Source organism: Acinetobacter sp. NRRL B-65365 (assembly GCF_001605865.1).
Classification (GTDB): Bacteria; Pseudomonadota; Gammaproteobacteria; order Pseudomonadales; family Moraxellaceae; genus Acinetobacter; species Acinetobacter vivianii.
In genome coordinates, this window is sequence record NZ_LRPD01000009.1 from 81,876 (window position 1) to 99,413 (window position 17,538).

At 39.1% G+C, this 17,538-nt stretch carries 14 protein-coding genes; 12 read left to right on the forward strand and 2 right to left on the reverse strand.

Translation table 11 applies throughout. From position 1 onward, the window contains the following. The first annotated feature begins 97 nt into the window (after positions 1–97). The 10 genes from AWW72_RS06040 to AWW72_RS06085 all read left to right on the forward strand — a co-directional run bounded on the left by AWW72_RS06040 (position 98) and on the right by AWW72_RS06085 (position 12,417). On the forward strand, positions 98–1,363 hold the full coding sequence (locus AWW72_RS06040) for an OprD family outer membrane porin (RefSeq protein ID WP_062846728.1): 1,266 nt from the start codon (positions 98–100) through the stop codon (positions 1,361–1,363). Between the two features lie 567 nt (positions 1,364–1,930). Next, the gene (locus AWW72_RS06045; RefSeq protein ID WP_062846729.1) at positions 1,931–2,818 is read left to right on the forward strand and encodes a LysR family transcriptional regulator; all 888 of its coding nucleotides are present in this window, start codon (positions 1,931–1,933) and stop codon (positions 2,816–2,818) included. Between the two features lie 520 nt (positions 2,819–3,338). Further along, entirely contained in the window at positions 3,339–3,686 is a 348-nt protein-coding gene (locus AWW72_RS06050) for a DUF3649 domain-containing protein (RefSeq protein WP_062846730.1), read from the forward strand. Positions 3,687–3,690: 4 nt separating this feature from the next. Continuing rightward, on the forward strand, positions 3,691–5,388 hold the full coding sequence (locus tag AWW72_RS06055) for a PepSY-associated TM helix domain-containing protein (protein ID WP_062846731.1): 1,698 nt from the start codon (positions 3,691–3,693) through the stop codon (positions 5,386–5,388). Beyond that, positions 5,388–5,723 (forward strand): DUF3325 domain-containing protein, encoded by a 336-nt coding sequence (locus AWW72_RS06060; protein WP_062846732.1) that lies wholly within the window; start codon positions 5,388–5,390, stop codon positions 5,721–5,723. Before AWW72_RS06055 ends, AWW72_RS06060 begins: the two co-directional genes overlap by 1 nt. Before the next feature lie 376 nt (positions 5,724–6,099). Further along, complete coding sequence (locus tag AWW72_RS06065) at positions 6,100–6,618, forward strand: fimbrial protein (protein WP_062846733.1); 519 nt, start codon at positions 6,100–6,102, stop codon at positions 6,616–6,618. 84 nt (positions 6,619–6,702) lie between these two features. Further along, positions 6,703–7,461 carry a fimbrial biogenesis chaperone gene (locus AWW72_RS06070; protein ID WP_081410364.1) on the forward strand — a complete coding sequence of 253 codons (759 nt, stop codon included), beginning with the start codon at positions 6,703–6,705 and terminating at the stop codon, positions 7,459–7,461. A gap of 17 nt (positions 7,462–7,478) precedes the next feature. After that, positions 7,479–10,100 carry a fimbria/pilus outer membrane usher protein gene (locus AWW72_RS06075; protein WP_062846734.1) on the forward strand — a complete coding sequence of 874 codons (2,622 nt, stop codon included), beginning with the start codon at positions 7,479–7,481 and terminating at the stop codon, positions 10,098–10,100. A 2-nt stretch (positions 10,101–10,102) separates the two neighbouring features. Then, positions 10,103–11,674, forward strand: a complete 1,572-nt coding sequence (locus AWW72_RS06080; RefSeq protein ID WP_249409147.1) for a fimbrial protein — start codon at positions 10,103–10,105, stop codon at positions 11,672–11,674. Beyond that, positions 11,671–12,417: a fimbrial biogenesis chaperone gene (locus AWW72_RS06085; protein WP_081410365.1), complete on the forward strand. Its 747-nt coding sequence runs from the start codon at positions 11,671–11,673 to the stop codon at positions 12,415–12,417. Before AWW72_RS06080 ends, AWW72_RS06085 begins: the two co-directional genes overlap by 4 nt. Before the next feature lie 12 nt (positions 12,418–12,429). Here the strand turns inward: AWW72_RS06085 and AWW72_RS06090 are convergent, their stop codons facing one another. Continuing rightward, positions 12,430–13,455, reverse strand: coding sequence for an AraC family transcriptional regulator (locus AWW72_RS06090; RefSeq protein WP_081410366.1), 1,026 nt, complete (start codon positions 13,453–13,455; stop codon positions 12,430–12,432). A gap of 490 nt (positions 13,456–13,945) precedes the next feature. Here AWW72_RS06090 and AWW72_RS06095 point away from each other — a divergent pair, with 490 nt between their 5' ends. Both AWW72_RS06095 and AWW72_RS19300 read left to right on the forward strand, forming a co-directional pair. Next, the gene (locus AWW72_RS06095) at positions 13,946–16,411 is read left to right on the forward strand and encodes an acyl-CoA dehydrogenase (RefSeq protein WP_062846737.1); all 2,466 of its coding nucleotides are present in this window, start codon (positions 13,946–13,948) and stop codon (positions 16,409–16,411) included. 218 nt (positions 16,412–16,629) lie between these two features. Further along, a complete protein-coding gene (locus tag AWW72_RS19300) occupies positions 16,630–16,740 on the forward strand; it encodes a hypothetical protein (protein ID WP_155858542.1) in 111 nt (36 codons plus the stop codon). Between the two features lie 111 nt (positions 16,741–16,851). Here the strand turns inward: AWW72_RS19300 and AWW72_RS06100 are convergent, their stop codons facing one another. Continuing rightward, a complete protein-coding gene (locus tag AWW72_RS06100) occupies positions 16,852–17,532 on the reverse strand; it encodes a hypothetical protein (protein WP_062846738.1) in 681 nt (226 codons plus the stop codon). Positions 17,533–17,538 lie beyond the last annotated feature (6 nt).

Genomic DNA, 17,538 nt, shown 5'->3' on the forward strand with positions numbered 1-17,538 from the left:
ATTTAAAGGAAATGGAAGTTTGGTCTAAATAACAAGGCAAGTAGCAAGACTTTACTTGCAGTAACAAGAATTTTAAATACTCAGGAAAGGATTTCCCATGTTAAAACTGAATACGCTGTATAAAGCACAGCGCGTTGCTTTATATACTCTTTTTGGCTGTCTCAATGTCAATGCCGCTTATGCTGATTTCTTGGAAGATAGTGAAAAGAGTATTTATTTACGTAATTTCTATGTCGAGCGTGATTTTGAAGGTACCAATCAAGACTTGGGCAGCTGGTCACAAGGTGTGTCAGGACGTTTCGTATCAGGTTATACCGACACACCGATACAAGTCGGTTTGGATTTAGGCTTTCAATATGCGCTGCGTTTAAATGACCGTTATGATGAACGGTTAGATATGGTGTTTAAATATGATCAGCATGAGCGACGCCAAGAACGTGATTACTTAAAGCTCGGTGCGACCTTAAAACTAAAATATCAAAATACAGAGCTGAAAGTGGGGGAGCTTTTTCCTAAAACACCTGTTTTATTTATTGATGACTCACGACAACTGGTTACGACCTATGCGGGGGCAATGTTAGAAAATAAAGATGTGAAGAATCTAAAAATATCTGCGGGACGTTTTACTCATGTCAATGCACGCGATGATGATGAGTATAGAAAATTCACCTTAGGTAACTCGACAGATCCAGCGAAAAGAAGCGATGGACTCAATTTTCTAGGGCTAGACTATAATTTCACGCCGAATTTATCTGGGGCTTACTGGTTTGGTCAGCTTGAAGATATTTACCAACAACATTATGTCAATGCTGCCTATACAGAGCAGGTTAAAAACAGCAAGTTAAAAGTTGATGCGCGCTATTTTAATTATAAAGAGGATGGCGACGCTTACTTTGGTGATATTGATACTCAATCAATTGGCTTGCAAGCCAGTGTCCAGAATGGGCCACATACCATTGTGACTGGTCTGCAAAAGCATATGGGAGAGGACAATATTCCACTGTTAAATGGTTACGTTCCTCAAGCCTATTTACAGAGTTGGTCTACTATTGCTTTTTACAAAGCAAAAGAATTGACGTGGCATATCTTATATAGTTATGACTTTAAGGATCATGGCGTACCTGGGCTAAAACTGACCTTACGTTATCTGAATGGTAGTGAAATTTATCGGGAAGGTTTTAAGGACAATAAAGAAACCGAGAAAAATGTCATTATCAATTACACCGTACCTGAAGGAAAATTCAAAGGTCTTGGTTTTGAATGGCGACATATTCGTGCTGATATTAAATATGGTGCAGGGAATAATCCAGGAACCGATTTTGTAGAAAATAGAATTTTGTCGACTTATACTTTTAAGTTTTAATTGAAATGATATTCTGCTTTATTGGGGGATATCATTTTATTCACTATTATTTTAATGGTTAAATAGATAGCTAATATTTTAGTCGTATAACTGTTAAATTAATTTCTAGTTGAAGAATCTCTTTTCATTTGCGCTGATCTGAGAAAGTTTAACAATTAATCTTCAACTAGAAATTTGAATAGTGAATCATGTTTTCACTATATTCTCTAAGGAATTCTCAAGCGTTATTGGTCTCTCCTTTTTAATTTCTAGTTAAAAAACGAAGCTCAATATAACATTAAAAAAACAGAGGTATTTTTGAAATAAATTCACTTAATTGTTTCCTACATGGAATCAATAATGAGAATTTATCTTATTTTGTAGTGTTTTTAAGACTGTTTGTTGAGTAAATGTAAACATAAGATGGTTTCTATCTATCTGGATGAGCTTATTAAACATTAAAGTTTAGTTTTTTCATCACTTTAAATTTTTAATTAAAAAATTCAACCAATCATGAGTTAATAATAAAACCCTATTTTTTTAATTGTTGTTCCATATAATTCACAAAATTTAATTTGTGGTTTTTTTATGATCAGTGCAAGAGAGTTGGAAATTTTTGTTTATTCCGCTGAAAATTTAAACCTTAAAATCGTTGCTGAGAATCTTGGCGTAAGTCAGTCGGTCATTTCTAAAAATATTAGCAGACTCGAGGAAAAAATTGGATTTATCCTATTTGATAGAAAAGCAAGGCCTTTACAGCTGACACCATTAGGACATAAATTTTATTTTAAAGCATTTCATGTATTGGCTGAATTGAAACAGCTCAGTAATTTTCAGTTTTTGAATGAAAATATACAGGAAGTAAAAACTGATTTTGACTTAAGAGTGGGCATTCCACATACATTAAACAGTAGTTTATCTCCATACATTGTCGATGCTTTTGAGCAAGTTGAAATTGTGAATGGATGGGGGAAAAGCTTAATTCTATTATTGAATGATCATGAAATTGATACAGCAGTCATTTTATTGCCTACGAGCCAGACGCCAGATAGCAAAGAGAACTGGTCTTTGTTGGGAACCGTGCCGCTGGTGATTATTGGGCGTAAAGAAATGGTGCGAGAGTATAAGAGTCTAGATGACTGTAATCGTACGGGCTGGGTGTTAAATCCAGAAGGATGTGGTTTCAGAGTAGATTTAAATAATCGACTGATGAGCCAAGGGAAAAAGCTACATATCAGACATGAAATTTTTGGCACCAAATCACAGTTAGATTTTGTAGAGAAATATGAAGGCATTGGCTTGGTTCCACAGCCGTTTTTTGAATATTACAATGAACTGAATAACACCTTAGCGGTACTGGATATTCAGGATTTCAGGTCGGAAATGTATGTGTTTTTAGTCGCTAGGCCATATGTACCGCAAGATAAGTTAAGCAAAGTGATGCAAATCATTAAGCAGCGATTTAAGTTTGATTGAGGGGAGGCTATTCATGAATAGATGTATGGATGAGCTCTTCAATTGTTAACTGACAGAATAAGATCCTCTTGATCCATGTAGTAAATAAAATTTTATACGGTTCACTCCATTTTATTAATTAAAACAAATAACTATCTATTTAAAAATAGGTTCTAGACAATCCTTTCTCATTGTTCAAAGCTTAGAATTAGTATTTTTATAAATAATGATAATTATTATCATTATTGTTCTTTTTGTTGATTTTGTGTATTATTCGTTGAATTTTTTAAGGATAAATTAAGATTGATCTAAATTTATTTTCATTTTTACCTGAGAAAAGGATGTGCAGGCAATTGCCTACCTTAAGTTACGAAGGGTAGAAATTTAGAATGAGATGAGAGGTGACACAACATTGGCATTGTCCATGCGTGGATCTGTGATTTCTCAAATGATTTAAATCTTAATTTTTCTTATAGACCGCTCTCCTGAATATAGAAGTGTTGTTGATTTCAAACGATCAGCAGTTTTCTTGGTATCTCTTATGACTATTGAAGCCTCGATTCCTTTGGTTTCCACAAAACGGACGACTAAAAAACAAGTTGAACAATCATCATTGATTCAATATCGATTGATGATTTTTTCACGTTTTGTACTCGCAATTTTTGGGGGATATTACTTTGCCGCTATTGCAACGATGTTGAGTGGTTATTTATTTTCATCGGAACCCCTCAAAGCCAGTGCCGTATTTAGCATGACCATGCTGGCTTTTGTGATCCATTGCGCCATATTCATTTGGGTATTTATGGTCAATTCAACCCTGAAAGTGTGGTTGGGTGTGGTGATACCGAGTCTGGCGATGACAGTGTTGTATTGGATTTTAAAAGGGTAAGGTCATGCGTGTAGATGGTAAAAATGAAGGCCCACGCCAATCAATGTCATGGTTACATACCTGGACCAGTCTTTTACTGGGATGGTTGCTCTATGCCGTTTTTCTCACGGGAACACTGAGTTTCTTCCAAAATGAAATTACAGTCTGGATGAAACCAGAACTGCATCAATCCGTGAATACCACTTCACAGCAACAACAATTAACTTATGCACTGCAATATTTAAATCAAAAAGGACAAAGTGCCGAGAGCTGGAATATCCGTTTTGCCAATGAAAGACAGCCAGCCATTATGCTGAATGTCCGTCAGCCAGGTGAAGGGCGACGTCGTGGTGGTGAAATTTATCTGGATGCACAAACTGGTCATGAAATTAAAGCCAGAGAAACGCGTGGCGGTGGTTTCCTTTATCGCTTTCATTTTGAACTTTATGGTATGCCGCGAATTTGGGGGCGTTGGATTGTTGGTATTGCGACACTGTTGATGTTTGTTGCGATTATCAGTGGCATTATTACCCATAAAAAAATCTTCAAGGATTTCTTTACCTTCCGTCCTGCCAAAGGCCAGCGTTCATGGCTGGATGCCCACAATGCAACGGCTGTGTTTGCCTTGCCATTTCATATCATGATTACCTTTAGTGGTTTGTTGCTCTTGATGCATTTATTTATGCCATGGGCAATGAACACGCACTATGGCAATGTTCGAAATTTTTATCAGATTTTAAATGAACCCGTTGCCCAAACACCTGAACAAGCACGTTTACTGGCAGAGCAAAAGCAGAAAGAAGCAGCTGAAGAAGGACGTGGCAATCGAGGTGGTGGCCGTCGAGGTGAGGCCGAACAGGCAGCGCCAGTACTTGCCGCAGCACCGATGGTGAATTTGACAACATTGAGCCAAAGCGTGCAGCAGAGTTGGGGCGATAATCCGATTTCCTCTATTCGAGTGAATAAACCGAATACTATTGAAGCTGATGTGCAATTTAATGCCACGCATACCACCACCTTGCTGGATCGTGAAAGTGTTCCTTCACTCAAGTTTAATGCGGTAACTGGGCAACCAATTGATGAAGCCAAGCCCGTAAATTCGACATCAAAAGCTATTTATACGTTGGTGACATGGTTGCATATGGCACGTGGAGTGGATTCTGTCTTGCGCTGGTTGTTATTTTTATCAGGTGTCTTAGGCACGATGATGATCGCTTCCGGTTTGATTTTATGGGTTGTGAAGCGCATTCCAGATGTACAAAAGCTTGGTTATAAACCCTTTGGACATCGTGTGGTTGAAGTTCTGAATATTACAGCGATTACAGGTTTACCAATTGCCTGTGCAGCTTATTTCTTTGCTAATCGGGTTATACCCGCACAATTGGCTGAACGCTCATCCTTAGAAATTAATGTGTTCTTTATTGTCTGGTTATTGTGCTTGGTTCATGCGGCTGTTCGGGCACATCGTCCAGCTTGGCTAGAGCAACTGGCTTTGGCTGCCGCGATGTTCCTGTTTATCCCAATTTTGAACTTCGTTACAGGTGGGCAGGCATTATGGATGAGTATTTATCATGGACAATGGATGATCGCCAGTTTTGATCTGGTTTGCATTATTTTAGGGCTGATCTTTATCTATTCTTATTACAAACTAAAGCGTTATCAAGGTCTACCGGTTAAGCAGAAAAAACAGCCTAAGGCTCAGTCGGCACAGGAGCAAGCATAATGGCAGCATGGATGTTGTGGTGCGTTGCCGTGGTGGCGCTATCGAGTCTGGCGTGCGGAATGAGTAAGCATCAACGCGATATTTTTACCTCCCCAATCTCGGCTCAAAATAGCAGACGTTTTGAAATTGTAGGGTGGAGTATTTTGTTGCTCTCTGCTGTAACTGCAATATATTTAAAAGGTGCTTCGATCGGTTTGTCAGAATGGTTGGGTTGTATCACCTTTGCTGCTTTGGCGGTAGGGCTGTTATTGACTTATCACCCTAAAAAATTATTACAGGCCAATGTGATCGCGGCTGCTTTATTCGGACTGCTGCTGATTGTGAGTTTGATTTAAGATTTGGCTGCATTGTAGTTAAATAAAAAGAGGAAACTAAAGTTTCCTCTTTTTATTTGTGCATGAGATATAGGGCTAGCTTGGCTTACCAGTCATCATATCAGGAAGCTTAAAACGAGTTGGTTGCTCTTTATGAAATAAATATTAGTTTTTCAAAGTAATAAGAGCTTATAAATACAATTTAAGAAATTTAATACAAAACTCTTCTCATAAAAAATGTCAATTTTTAGTTCCAAACTATCAATGTAACTTTTGTAATTTTGGGTAATATTTTTTTATGGATATATCGTGTGCTGAAAATCTGTAAAGGGCGGATCTAAGCACATAATATATTCTTTTTATTCATTAATTTTAATTATTTTTGAAGGAAGTTGTTATGAAAATTAAGTTTTTAACAATGGCTTTAATTACATTGGGGACAGCAAACTTAACTGTAGCAGCAGAGACAATTACGTTTGTAGGAACGATTGAGGCGAACACTTGTACTGTTGATGTTGGCGGAACAGCGAGTCCTACAGTAACGTTACCTACAGTAGGAACAGGTGATCTAAATGCTTCTGGTGATACTGCTGGAGCAACATCTTTTACCGTAAATCTTTCAGGTTGTAGCGCGATTGCTGATGACGTGGCAGTGCGTTTTGCTGCGCATAATCCTGAAGGTACTAATTTAGGCGTTAATGCTTCAAGTACAGCATCTAATGTTGCTGTGCAGCTACTGAATGGTAATGCTGGAGGAAACCCAATTGTATTTAGTGGGGGTATTGGTGTTTCTGAACAAACAACAACTTCAGGGGGTACAGCAACTGTTCCATTAACAGCTCAATATTATGCAACTGGCGCTACGACTGCGGGAAGTGTCACAGCGGTTGCGGATTATGAAGTCATTTATCCATAACTAAAAAAATCCAGACATATGCGTACGGACAGTTAGTCATATGTCAGGTCCTTTCTTTGATCCTTTAATTGAAGGTGTGGACGAATGTCTGAGCATTTTTATATTTTATTTCGACATTTTTTTTCAGTATTTTTTGTCTTGGGGCTATCGATTCATTCCTGTTTTGCAAATGTGATCATGACAGGTACGCGGGTTATTTTTGATGCGGAGAGTAAAGAAAAAACGCTTCAATTTAGTAATAAAAGTGAAATCCCATATCTGGTTCAGGTCTGGCTTGATCAAGGTAATGATAAGTCTACACCTGAAAGCGCAGATGCACCTTTCTTAGTGAGTCCTCAAGCTTTTCGTGTCAATGCCCATCAGGGACAAATGGCGCGTTTGGTTTATTTACCTGAAGATGTTTTACCTCAAGATCGTGAATCAATTTTTTATTTAAACTTTAAACAAACGCCAGCATTATCAAAAGATTTAATTAATGAAAATAAACTGGTTCTGATCGTCAAAAATCGTTTGAAAGTCTTTTATCGACCTAAAAACTTGCCAGATAAAATCGAGGATGTTGCCCGTAATCTTCGTTTCCAATTATTAAATGATGCCAAGGGAAGCTGGTTACAAATAGACAATCCAAGTAGCTATTATGCGAATTTGACCCAAGCCAGCGTCAAGATAGGAACACACATCATACAAGCCCAATCTGTTCAAATGATTGAACCGAAGTCTAAGGGAAAATGGTTACTGGAAAAAAGACTTCCTGCCCATCAGTTGGCGAGTGTCAGTGTCCGAATGGTAAATGACTATGGTGCAACGGATCCCTATGATATTTCACCACAAATATCTCGTTAGAATTGAAGGGATATTTGATGAAAAAGTATCAATTCTGGACAAACAACTCAAATTATTTTGTTTGTTTTTTATCGGCATTTTTATTGTATACACCTTTGGCGCAAGCAACTGAAATTGAAAACTCGAATGATTTAAATGACTATCAATTTGCTCCTGGTTTATTTAAGGGAAATACATTAAGCCAGAACATGATTGAGCGTTTTAACGAAGCAGAGAAGGTTGAGGCTGGAATTTATAAAGTTGATCTGTATGTCAATAATCGTTTTATTGAGCGCCGCGCGATTGAATTCAGACCTTTGAAAGAAAACATACAGGGCGTGGAGCCTTGCTTAATACCTGATTTATTAGAAAATGCGGGCATTGTTGGAAGTTGGGATTATCGTCAGCAACAAGAACAGCGCAAAAAAAATGTGAGCGCGGGAACACAAGAGACAGATCAGGAATGTTTGTCTCTTAAAGCTGTGGCGCCTGAAAGTACCGTGTATTTTGATTTTTCTTTACTCCGCTTAAATCTCACTATCCCGCAAAGCTTAATGAAAAATATGCCAAGAGGATATGTAAAACCAAGCGAGTTGAACGCTGGGGAAAGTATTGGTTTTATTAACTATACTGGAAATTATTACTATACAAATACCAAGAATATATATGGCAAGCATCTTGATCGGGATTCGGGTTTCTTAAATTTAAGTGGTGGAATAAATTTGGGGAAATGGCAGTATCGGCAGCAATCCAGTTTAAGTATTGATAATGAACATGATCGTGAATGGAACCATTTGCGTAGCTATGTACAAAGACCAATTGATCAGTTGCATTCCCAACTTTCTCTAGGGCAGCTATATAGCTCTGGACGTTTCTTTTCTGGCTTGACATTCCAAGGTTTAAGTCTGGCAACAGATGAACGAATGAGACCTAGCTCATTACGTGGTTACGCGCCTGTGATTCGGGGAACAGCCCAAAGTAATGCCAAGGTTTCAATACGACAAGACAATAAAGAAATTTATCAAATCACAGTTGCACCGGGGCCTTTTGAAATTAAGGATCTATATCCCACCAGTTATAGCGGAAATCTGACTGTTGTAGTCACTGAGGCAGATGGTAGCACCCATAGTAATGAGGTTCCTTATGCCGCCGTTCCACTTTCTTTGCGTGAAGGTACATCCAATTATAATTTTATTGTTGGACGAACAGACTTGGCGAATACAAAAGACGTGGGCTTTGCTGACCTGACTTATGAATATGGTTTAAATAATTTAATGACATTAAATGGGGGATTGCGTGTTGCCAGTGGATATCAGGCAGGGGCATTGGGGGGAGTTGTTGGAGGTTCATATGGTGCTTTTGGTTCAAATATTACTTATTCGCGAGCAAAACTACCGAATATGGACACTCATCAATATCTTGATGGCTGGATGGCAAATCTCAATTACAGTAAAACCTTTCAGCCTACAGATACGGTGATTTCGATTGCTGGTTATCGTTATTCCACTTCAGGTTTCCGCGATTTAAATGATGTGCTGGGTATTCGTAATGCATGGGAAAATAAGGATAGCTGGAGTTCATATGGTTATTTGCAACGTTCCCGTTTTCAGGTCGGTTTAAGCCAAAGCTTTGGAGACTATGGTTCATTTTATCTTTCTGGCTCAACACAGGATTATCGTGACGGTCGTGAAAGAGATACCTTATATCAGGTGGGCTATATGAAAACTTTTGGCATCGTTAGCTTGAATGTGAACTATACCCGACAGCGTACGCATACTTTAACGGGTAAAACCATCAAAGAAGAACGCTTTGATAATTTTGGGGGAATTAGCATTAGTGTGCCGCTAGGGCGTGAACGTTCAGCAAGTACGCCGCAATTAAATACAAATTATAACCGCAGCAATAACAGTGATAACCACCAAATTGGAATTACAGGGGCTTTAGATAAAGATTATAGCCTCAGCTATAGTCTGGGGGCGACGTTGACAGACTGGGGCGAGCAGAAAGCCTATACGGCTGGTTTATATAAGCGATTGCCAGTCATGCAGGTCGGACTGAATACGGCAATCAGCGATGACTATAGACAAGCTTCAATCAATTTTAGTGGCGCTTTGGCTGCGCATTCTGGTGGAGTTACATTGGGGCCTTATCTGGGTGATACCTTTGCTTTAATTGAAGCCAAAGGGGCAAAAGGAGCCAGTATTGTGAGTTCGCCTTACAGTAAAGTTGATCGTTTTGGTTATGCCCTAATTCCAAGTATTAATCCTTACCATTACAACACCATTGCGCTTGATCCTCATGGAATGGCTGAAAATGTTGAATTAGAAGGCGGGGAACAGCGAGTCGCACCTTATGCTGGCGCAGCGGTAAAACTCAATTTTAAAACACGTTATGGATATAGCGTGTTGCTCCAGACTAAAACTGCCACAGGGGAAAATGTCCCTATGGGGGCAGATGTGCTTGATGAGCAGGACAATCTAATCGGTATGGTAGGGCAGTCTGGACAAGTTTATTTTCGCGCAGAGCAACCACAAGGTAGGCTGATATTGAAATGGGGAGCGTTAGAGAATCAACAATGCCGTTTGAATTATCAACTTGATGATGAGCAGTTAAAACAACCATTGATCAAACAGCGTGCTCAATGCGAGATGGTATTTTAAAGATGAAAAAGCAAATTATACATTTTATTTTATTGGTGTTGATTCTGGGGATGAGTCGTATAGGTTGGGCTGCTTGCCAACAGGTTGATTGGCAAAGTGGTGCCTATTATACGGGCTATTCGAATACACGGCCTATCACCCAGACAGAAGATGGTCACGCTGCAAAGATTCGTATTGGCAATATTCATTTGATGGATATTGCGATTCAACCTGCTGGTAGTGTATTGGCTCAAGCGGCGGTTCCTCCAACGGAATATAAAATTCGAAATGCGCATGCGGAAAGTCTGTTATGGGCATGCTCCCCAGATACGGATATGAGCAAAATTCGATTTCTAACTTCGGTCAATGGAGATGATCGAGTTGGCGGTTACTTTAAGGTGAATTCCGATGATGCTGGCGGACAAGAAAATGTGTTTTATACGTGGTTTAAAGGCGTTGGCATCCGTCAAATTATGAATGGTGAGGCTCTTGCACCCCAGTGGACTGAACTGCCTATAGCATTTGAAACAGCTGATTTGAATACTCCTTCGGGTGCAGCAAAAGATAAATGCCAAGCAGGCTGGCATTGTATCCGTTTAAAGCATGTGCCTGTTTTACAGTTTGAACTGATTCGTGTAAATGGTCAGCCTCCTTATATTAGTGCTGCCAATGCTTATTGTAATCTTACGACGACGCCTTCTAATGCGAGTGGAAATGATCGGGGAATGGGGCAATCTGGAAATTACAATTGTGCCCAACCTTCTTCTTATATTACTTTGGGCCATACAGGCACTGCACATTCTGGAGGGAGTGAAACTGGAGATGAATATGTAAGCTTCCCACACGATACCGTAGGTGTAACCCATAGTACGGATATTTCAACCTATCGGTTTTGGGGAGCGGATAATGGATTTGGATACACATTATATGATGCGGTTCACCTGATAAATGATGGTGTAGCTTGCAAAGTCAATAATGTTAGCCCTTATGTAAATTTTGGCACCACTACCATCAATCAGTTAAATAACGGAAATCATGTTAGTCAAGATTTTGAAGTCTTGGTGGATTGTCATAATCATGTTGAAACGACTTCAAAGTCTGGCGTGAATACAGGACAAGTCGCGATTGCCATTCAGGCATCTCACGGGGCTTATGAGGCAGCAAAGAACTTTTCTCCTGCCTTGGTGAATTCTAATAACGGGGTAACTGCATTGTTGTCAGATGACTATCTGAGTAACCCTACACGGGCAAAAAATGCTGGTATTTATATTAAATATCAAGGGACTAATGATTATTTGACTTTATTAGGACAACCGGGTGCAACTGGTACTTTACCTGATTCTAACCGTGATATTTATAACAGGACTTGTGGTCCCGATAACAATCAGCTTTGTTACCCATCAGTCACCTACCCGCAAGGGAATACAGCGGGCTGGTATCCAGTACTAGATCATGCTCAATCGATGGGTACTGCTGGAGACTATACGACCTATCGTATTCCTCTTACTGCTGATCTAAAACGGATTGATGGTGCACAACCCGTTACTAGTGGAACAATTTACTCTACAGCTTATGTGGTCGTGAAAATACAATGAGATCTTTAGCTTTTATCTTCAGTATTTTCTTATTTTTTATCAGTGCAGACGCGACAGCTGGGTTGGCGACGTCTTCCAGCCGAATTATTTATGAAGAAGGTACTCGAGAAAAAACCTTGATCATCGCAAACATAAATGATTATCCAATTGTGGTACAAGCATGGTTTGATGATGGAAGTGGTAATCCAGAATATGAAAAAAGTCCTTTTGTGATATTACCAGCTGTCTTTCGTATGCAGCCAGCAGGCATTCAATCCTTAAGAGTTTTTTACAATGGCGCGGCGTTACCACCCAATAAAGAATCAGTCATCTGGCTAAATTTATATGAAATCCCTGGCGTAAAAAAAGAAGGGGCAGACGCGCATGCCAAACTTGATTTTGCGATGAATACACAACTTAAGGTTTTTTATAGGCCGAAGGGGCTTCAGAAAATGAAATTGCAGGATCTTGTAAAAAAACTAAAGTTCTCTATCGAAAGGCAGGAGGAAAAAGCTGTATTAGTTTGTGAAAATTCTTCTGCTTATCACTTGTCTTTTGCTCGAATAAGCTTGGTTTATCAGGGTGAAAAAACGAATATCATTCAGGAAATGGATATGATGAGCAGTCCATTGAGTAAAAGACGATATATGCTTGAAAATTCCATAGATGGTTTTGATTATATTGAGTTTTCATTAATTGGCGATGATGGTCATATATATCATGGTAAAGTTGATCGAAATGGAGTTGTTATAGATGGATTTTAATGTAACCAAAAATTAGGAAGTTTTTGAGAGGTTTTTATTTTCCTCTCTCCATTTTAGTGGGGTTAACCCACTCCAACTTTTAAAAGCTCTTTGAAATACACTTTGTTCTGAATATCCAAGTAAATAAGTAATTTGATTAATGTTTAATGTGTTATCAAGCAAGTGTTTTTTTGCAAGATCAAAGCGGACATCTGCGAGTAGTGAATTAAAGCTATAACCATATTCTGATAGTCTTTCCCTAAGCTTTTTAGGCGAAATACTCATTTGTTCAGCAATAATTTCAAGACTGATTTTTTTATTTCTAATATTTGTGGTTATACATAATCTGATTTTATTTTCAAATTCGTTATAAGTGCCTAATTTATCTACGAGGAGGTCAGCATGTGTCTTTAATATCTGATAAAGATAAGGATCTGGTTGAGATAAGGGAATATTTTTCAAATTTTCCAGTGAAATAACGATAGAGGTCGTTGGAGAGTTGAAGTTGACTGGACAACCAAAGTACTGCCGATAAAACTCAATATTTTCAGGAGGTTCATACAGAAAGTTAATACACTTGAGCGGTGCTTGATAAGGCGCAATTGAACGTTTGACAATGTTAATGAGTAGTGCAATAGCGCATTCATCAACGATTAATCCCGGCTGGCCCAGATGGTCGTCCCATGAAAACTCTATTTCGGCATTTTTAACCTGAAAATATAAAAAATTAAGGTCATACGCTAAACGGATATATTTAATAAAATCTGGAATCGCATCAAGTAACGTCGGTTTTGAGAAAACCATATAAGAAATAATGCCTGCGTAAGAAGGTTTAATAAAATCTGCAATCTTTAAACCAAGTGCATTTATTTTGCTTTGATCTTGAACCTTATTTAAAATGTTGCACCATATATTAAATGGGATTCTATCCTCTAAATGATACAAGTTGCACTCAGCTGGAATTTTTAACTGGTGGAATTTGCAATAATCGATGATCATCAATGAAAGAGATGCACATACAGAACCCCTGTTTAAAAAATCTTTATTATTTCTGTTCATGGTTTGGATATTAAAATGATTGCATTTATATTTTAATGTGAGTTGTTTTTGTTATCAATAGTATATTTTTTGTATCTTAGCTTATGGGGTAATTAATGTGATTAAGTTTACTTTTTAATGGTTCTAAGTTAATATTTCTTGAATTGCTGGCATATATTGTTTAGATATTTTGTCTTTTAAATTTTCTTAGCGAAGTAAGCGTTATATATTCTAAAAACACAAAAATAATATTTATTATGATTAGTGCTAATTTTTATAAGTTATTTTCATAATTTTTTTTGGAAATAGTTTTTAATGTTTAGATTATGAATGAGAAAACTGTTTAGTGTCATCTCGATGAATTTATGTAAATTTTAGTAGTTAAGCGAGCAAATACTGACCCGATATGTAGAATAAAAAACAATCATTTTATTAAAGAATTATCTCAACTATAAATTCACTCAACGTTTCTCATTTCTGCTGTATGCCGATCTGAGCCAAAGGAGTAAACATGATTGTATTATTCATATTGCTTGGCCTATTAATTCAGCTTTTTGTTATTTGGGCTCTCTTTTATTTTGAAGCTACGCGAACCATTGGCTGTGTGGTGGCGATTGTAGCTGCCATTCTGTGTAGCGTTTTGATTACGCCTTGGAGTTTGTTACTGGGTGTGCCCATCATCATCGCGAGTATTATTCTCCTGATTACGCCGTTACGTGATGCGTTGATCAGTCGACCCGCTTTTAAAGTGCTTTCAAATGCCATGCCGAGTATGAGTACGACGGAAAGAGAGGCATTGGACGCAGGTACAAGCTGGTGGGAGAAAGAACTCTTTATGGGGGCACCTGATTGGGAAAAGTTTGATCAATATCCTTATCCAGTCTTATCTACAGAAGAACAGGCATTTTTAGATAATGAAGTACAACAGCTCTGTTCGATGTTGGATGAATGGCAGATCCATCATCAGGAAAAAGACCTGCCGCCTGAGGTTTGGCAATTCATTAAAGACAATGGCTTCCTTGGTTTGATTATTCCAAAAACATTTGGTGGTAAGCAATTTACGCCTTTTGCGCAAAGTCGAATTATGAGCAAGATTGCTTCTCGCTCACTGACTGCTGCGGTAAGTTGTATGGTGCCGAATTCGCTTGGGCCGGGTGAATTGTTGCTGCACTATGGTACAGAAGAGCAAAAACAACGTTATTTACCCGGCCTTGCAAATGGTACAGAAGTACCTTGTTTTGGATTGACCAGCCCTGAAGCGGGTTCGGATGCAGGTGCGATCCCAGATACGGGTGTGGTGTGTTATGGGCAATACCAAGGTCAGGAAGTTCTGGGCTTAAAAATGAATTTCTCTAAGCGCTGGATTACACTGGCTCCGATTGCAACCGTGATCGGCTTGGCTTTTAAACTTTATGATCCAGAAGGTTTATTGGGCGACAAAAGCAAAGTGGAATATGGTATTACCTGTGCCTTGATTCCAGCCGATCATGAAGGCATTCAGATTGGTCCGCGACATAATCCAGGGGCGCCGTTTATGAATGGTACGGTTGAGGGAAGTGATGTATTTATTCCTTTGGAATGGATTATTGGCGGGCAGCAAAATGCTGGTAAAGGTTGGCGTATGTTGATGGAATGTCTAGGCGTAGGGCGTGGTATTTCACTGCCTGCTTTGGCAACCGCGGCAGGGGAAATGAGCTATCTGCTGGTGGGTGCATTTGCCAGTGTGCGCCAACAATTCAAAATCTCGGTTGGGCATTTTGAAGGGGTACAAGAGGCGACCAGTGATATCGCCAGTGATGCCTATATGTTGGAATCATTCCGTTATCTGGTGACCTGTGGTTTGAACCAAGGTGGAACGCCTGCGGTGATGACGGCAATGGCCAAATACTATGCGACTGAAACCATGCGTAAGGTGGTCAATCACGGTATGGATGTGGTGGGTGGTCGAGCGATTCAGTTAGGCCCACGTAACTTTCTTGCATTGACGTATCAATCGATTCCAGTGGCAATTACGGTAGAAGGGGCAAATATTCTGACCCGTTCGTTGATGATTTTTGGTCAAGGTTCGATGCGTTGCCATCCTTATTTGTTTGAAGAATTGCAGTTGTTGCAGTCGGAAGATAAAGCCGCCGCGTTTAAGGAATTTTCGCCATTATTGTTTAAACATTTAGCCTATACCTTCAATCGTGCCGCTAAAGCTGTTGCATTTTCGATTACAGGCGGTTCGGATGAGGGCTCTAAACAAGCTGATGATTTTTCCAAAGGCTATTACAGTACGATTAACCGTTTCAGTGCTGATTTTGCATTAACGGCAGATATGGCGCTTGGGATTTTGGCGGGTGATTTAAAACGTAAAGAAATGCTGTCTGGGCGTTTGGCTGATATTCATGCGCATTTATTTATCGCCACTGCGATCTTGAAATATTATGAGCATGGACAAAGAACCGAGGCAGAAAAGAAACATGCCGAATTAGCGTTGAATAAAGCCTTGTATCAGGTGCAAGAAGCCTTCTTCAGCTTCTATGATAATTTCCCAATGAAACTTGCAGCCTGTATGGTGAAATTAATTTGCTTCCCATTTGGTCGTCCAATTGCGGCACCATCGGATCAATTGAAACAGGAAGTGGCGCAATTGATGATGCAAGAGCATGCGTTCCGAGATCAGCTCAAACAACATGTTTATTATACGACGGATGCAAATGATGTAATGGGACGGATGGAGTCTACTTTCCAAAGTCTGTTACAGTTGCAACCGTTGTGGAATAAATTTAAAAAAGCGGAGTCAAAAGATCAGTTTGCAGGGCTAAGCTTTGAAGAACACATTGCCAATGCGATTGAAACAGGTTTTATTAGCACTACTGAGGCAGAATCGCTTTTACAATACAATGCCAAACGTTATGACAGCATGCTGACGGATATTTTTGATGAGCACTTAGTCGATGATCTGCCGCTTGAAAATCCTCATCTTCGAACTTGATTACTGAGTCGCTTAATAACCGCGTTTGAAGCAGTCCTGAATGTATGAGAAAGACGTTTTTCATGTCTCCTATACATATATTCAGGGCTGTTTTTCATAACAATTCTCAAGTTTTATATCAATCTGTTATATTTTTTTTGCAAAATTCTGTGTCTTTTCTTGTTCTGTACCTTCCTGCACTATAACAATATGAATTGAGCAAAGCGAAAGGTACCGATATGAGTTTTTTGAAAAAAAAGAATAATGCCAGTTTTGTGTTCTTCATTATTACACTATATGCCTTTTTAGGCTTTGGCATTGGCTACGTGATCTGGGAATATTTTTTATAACAGCGTTGCCCAAAAGCTTAGGGTTCTATCTTCAAAAAATCCTAAGCATTTGCTGGGCCATGGGCTGAAATTTGATGCATCCTTTAGGAAAGCACGAGTCGATTTTTAGGTCTATTTCTTTAATAACCATTGCACTGAGGCATCAAACAGTTTGAGACCATCTTCTGAAAGATTGGGAAAAGTCTCATTATTGAGAAAGAACATCAGCCTTTTTGCTGGGGCCAAAGATTCATAATCCATGGTTGCACCTTTTTCATAACCCCAGATGGCCACTTTTTCTGGTTGACCATAAATCGTTGCAATAATGGTGGCACCTAATCCCGGCTTGCCCCAACTCATGGGTGCCTGTGCTTTATAAACGTTGCGCGTTCCCGCAGGAAGGTTCGCCGATAGGGGATGCGGTGCATTGACCAACCACAAATAACGTTCTTTCTCAACTTCACCAAAATCAGTATCGATCCGTTTACCTGTCATCGCCAGATCATCGAGATAATCATTTTCCCACGTCATCAGTGGAATCGGGAGTTGACGCCAACCTGATTTTAAATTTTTGGACGCAACCGTTGAAGAAAGAATGACCAGATCAGGATGATTTAAGTTGCTTGGCGAAACAGATTGATCAAGGAGCTCAACTTGATAACCTTGAGTCTGTAAATACTTCTGAATAGATACATCGGCAGAAGCAGATGCGCCATTGAGCTGTGAAATGAGCGCAATTTTTGTCTTCGCATAAACAGAAGATGTTAAGGTAAACAGTGCTGTGATCAGCGTGATAGAAAGAAGCTTTTTCATATTGAT